General features: G+C 48.4%; 2 protein-coding genes. Both read right to left on the minus strand.

Going from position 1 to position 3,817, the window contains the following annotated elements; translation table 11 throughout:
* Window positions 1–137: 137 nt before the first annotated feature.
* The gene (locus ACLD7X_RS16005) at window positions 138–965 is read right to left on the minus strand and encodes a hypothetical protein (protein WP_425625360.1); all 828 of its coding nucleotides are present in this window, start codon (window positions 963–965) and stop codon (window positions 138–140) included.
* Between the two features lie 276 nt (window positions 966–1,241).
* The gene (locus tag ACLD7X_RS16010; RefSeq protein ID WP_425625361.1) at window positions 1,242–2,381 is read right to left on the minus strand and encodes an ISL3 family transposase; all 1,140 of its coding nucleotides are present in this window, start codon (window positions 2,379–2,381) and stop codon (window positions 1,242–1,244) included.
* Window positions 2,382–3,817: the final 1,436 nt, after the last annotated feature.

Raw genomic sequence — 3,817 nt, forward strand, 5'->3', positions numbered from 1 at the left:
CCCACAATGAAGATAGAACCATGATTCCGGCGACAGACTGTAGCAGCACCGCACTTATTACCATATGCTTCAGCCTACGGGGAAAGGATGGGAATGGAGGCTTCATTATTCAATCGGGTTAGTGGTTTGCTCTAACACTAGGGTTTCTTTTTAGTATCTTTTCTAGGCGTGCTATCATACCACGATCCACCTGGTCCAATCTTGGGTTGACCTAGCCCAGCTTCAAGAGAGTAGGAAATGCCTCCCCTAATGACACCTTCTACCAAACCGCCTAGTAGGCCCGTGGCGGCGCCTAATGCTGTACCGACTCCAGGGAAGACGGATCCAACAACAGCACCTCCAACGCCACCAGCAGCCATATCTTGGGCACCTTCGAGGGAAGCTCCAAGAACATCATTTGCAGCAACTGTGGACCAATCAACTCGTTTTGTAGTATCGGGCAACATTACCTTCACCTGTTTATAGATATCACCATTAGCATTTAGCCTGGAACTCCAATACTGTGAACTATGATAAGCAACGCTAATTGTTCCATAGAGGTACGCTTTTTCTGCAGTAGCTAAACTGCTACTGCCTACAACCTGAACAAGAGAATCGCAAATGCTCAGTACATGATTACACGTCAAGTCGTCCTCGCTTTCAACCAAAGCATCAAAAAGTCGAAAAACTACGTCCTTTGCGTATGTACTAACAGGAAGGTTTAATACTAGGTCGTTAACACTATCACTGAGAGAAGTATAACTAGAGTTTGCATTAACTCTATTCATTATCCGACTCAGCAAGGTGGTTCTGAGAGAAGGAGTAACTGTATCACTCGCATTCGCCGCGATTAAAAAGTCGGCATAAAGCTGGTACGTAGAATCTGCATATGTGGTGTCCCACCACTCAAATCGACTACGTACGTATTCCATCGCCATCGTATGAATCACGCCTATGCTATCCATTGGATTAGCATTCTGGCTCAACGTGAGAGCTTGTTCTGGGATTTGGCGGGAGCTCCCATCAGGATTAGACCCAACATCAGATGTACAACTGACTGCGTAAACACAGAAAGCTGCGATTACCATTGATGTGACAGAGCAAAAACTGCGTTCCATGCTGCCTCCAAGTAAAAATTGCAATACCCCGTCAACTTTGTCGAAGGGACTTGAACCTATGTTTTTCGATTTCTGGTGAATTCAACATATGCAAAAACTCTACACAAAACAAATTGGGGTCTTCGCCAAAGTTGGTGGAATAGTTTAGAACGACATATCAAGGTTGCCACAATAGAATAGGATGGCTCGACGGAATCGTTCGCGACTTCGGAAGCCCCTCGCTCGCGATTTAATCATTTTAATTCTACTGTTGATACTCTCGGCCATTGCGTTCGACACACCGAACACGACTGCGTTGAGAATTCCCCACAGATGGTTCTTTACTGTCTGTGCTACTTTGATGATTGGCGTAAGCGCAGTTTGTTCAGCTGCCTCTAGCCAGACGTTCCATGCTCGCTCGGCCCAATGAAAGCTGACGTATTTCCACAGCAGTTTCGCCTGCTCCTTTATGCTCCATGCCATCGCCGTGTTCTCTGCAACAGCAAACACCTCTTGGAGGTCACGCTGTTGGCTTTTGGTCAAATCGGCGTAGTTGCGAAGAACGGACATTCGTTTGCCTGTTAGAGCCGACTCGCCGTGTTCTCGGAGTTCGGCCCGATGTTCTTGCTTGCGTACGTCGTTGACAGCCTTGTTCAACATCTGCGCCACGTGAAAGCGGTCGAAACAGATGGTTCTGTCGCCCTCTTCGAGGCCCATGGATGTTGCTTCGATATACGGCACCCACATGTCCATATTGACACTTCCCACCGAGGCGCGCTGCTCTGGTGTTAATGCCTCATAGAAGGCCATCAACGATGCTTCTGTGCGATCGTCGCCCACATAGAGCACTGCGCCTGTGGTCCCGTCGCTGACGATTGTCACGTACTCATGACGCTTCTGGAACGACGTCTCGTCGACACACAATACCGGCACCGGATGTGCTCGCCTGCGATCAAGACCTCTGTCGACGGCTCGCTGCATGATGGCATCGAGGGTCTTCCAGTCCACATCCAGAAGCTTGCTCACGGCCGATATCGACGCAACCAGCATCAGACTCACGGCATACTCCTCGAATCCAATTGTAAAGCGGCTGTTCGGCACGCACCACGGCGGAGTCTCATTCAGCACGCCATGCTCAGGACAACGCACCCGAGGAACAGAGGCTTCAATAAACATCCGATACTTCGACCACTGCAAGTCACGCCACCTGCGGTCACGTCGATCATGGATCGAGCACGTTGCACCACATTCCGGGCACGTCCCCTTCGAACTCTTCGTCCGCTCCACATGCACCGTCACCGACATGGTCGTGTCGTCAACCGTTACCGACCCAATGCGCCAGGGTGACTCTATCCCTAACGCCTTCCTACAAAACGTACTTAGATCCATAGCCACAAGCTACGAACTTCTCCACTATCTTTGGCGAAGAGCCAAATAACTATCCATGCAAGAAGAACGTTGCCACTTGTGGGATATACATTGATATCCGATGGAACGAGTTCTATTACCTTGTCGATGTCTGACTTGACCCCTAGAAAGAGGGCAGATCTAGAAAAAGCCATTTTCCTATCCCGAGTTTCTCTGGGCAATAATTCAACAACTCTCTAAGGGCGGTCGCTATGGAGTCAGTATTTTTGCAAGAAGTCTCTAGTTTTACCCGTTGTGTTGTGCTTGGTAATGGCAAGTTGTGTAAAGGAAGAGTCATATTCTGGACCCGAGATTAACCTTTCTCTTCCACAAGAGAGCGAAGGTTTCACTGCTGGTTGGTTACGCGACATGATGGACCTTTCCACTACAGTGGTAGACGATGCTGTCGGAATGTGGGGTGGCGCCATAGTTGGGATATCGGTTGGAAAAATTTTAGGACCCAAGGGAGCTGCCGTAGGAGGAATAGTAGGGTCAATCATTGGTGGAGCTACAGACTCATGGCAATCGGCCAGAGGTCTGCGTCCGTTAATTGTCGGTCCCGGTATGCCATCCTCATGGGTTGTGCCCCCCATTACAATTCGATACCGAACAATTCGGACTCAGTTGGGTACTTGCACAACGAACTTGTCAAGCACCTCACTTCGAATGCAGTATTTGATGGGAATGGAACCATTGACGACAGTCAATTCAATTCAGCTAGTGTTGACTTTCTGACTAATCGTGGCTATGATAGTCTTACGCATTATATCTCATATGCTGACTACCACTCCATAGCTTCACCGCTATCGAGCTTGAGTTCACTGAACGCCATTAAGTCGTACCTGTCTACAACATACGACGCTACGAATGCGCCAGAAGTAACACTCTGGTCGAATCTGTGTGACAGTCTGGCATTGCTTGCAGCCACAAATCCAAGCCAAAGTGACATCATTTCTTTAATTGCAACCTTCGAAGCTGGGGTGTCCAGCACGAATATTTCGAATGAAAGAAATGAGGCCCTGAGAATCGGCCTAAGAAGTGCGCGGTGGAGTTGCGTTCTATGGAAGAATAACGTTTACTGATTCTGTGCCTTTGTACGTTGTAGGTGGGATAGAGAGTGTTCCTCTCTATCCCATTTTATCTGATCTGCTTGGTTAAAGATCTGAGTACACCATGTTTATGTCAAAATGAGGTTCTGAGGTTCCCCCTGTTTCATTGTCAGTGAGCACGGTCAGAGTGTTTGTGTAGTGTACCGGACCCCTAAAAGTTGGACACAATATTCGTCATGTTTTGTAATAGGTTGTTAGTGATTGTGCTTGGCTGCTTTGGGGTCG

This window comes from Aphanothece microscopica RSMan92, from assembly GCF_046613545.2.
Lineage (GTDB): Bacteria > Cyanobacteriota > Cyanobacteriia > PCC-6307 > Cyanobiaceae > NIES-981.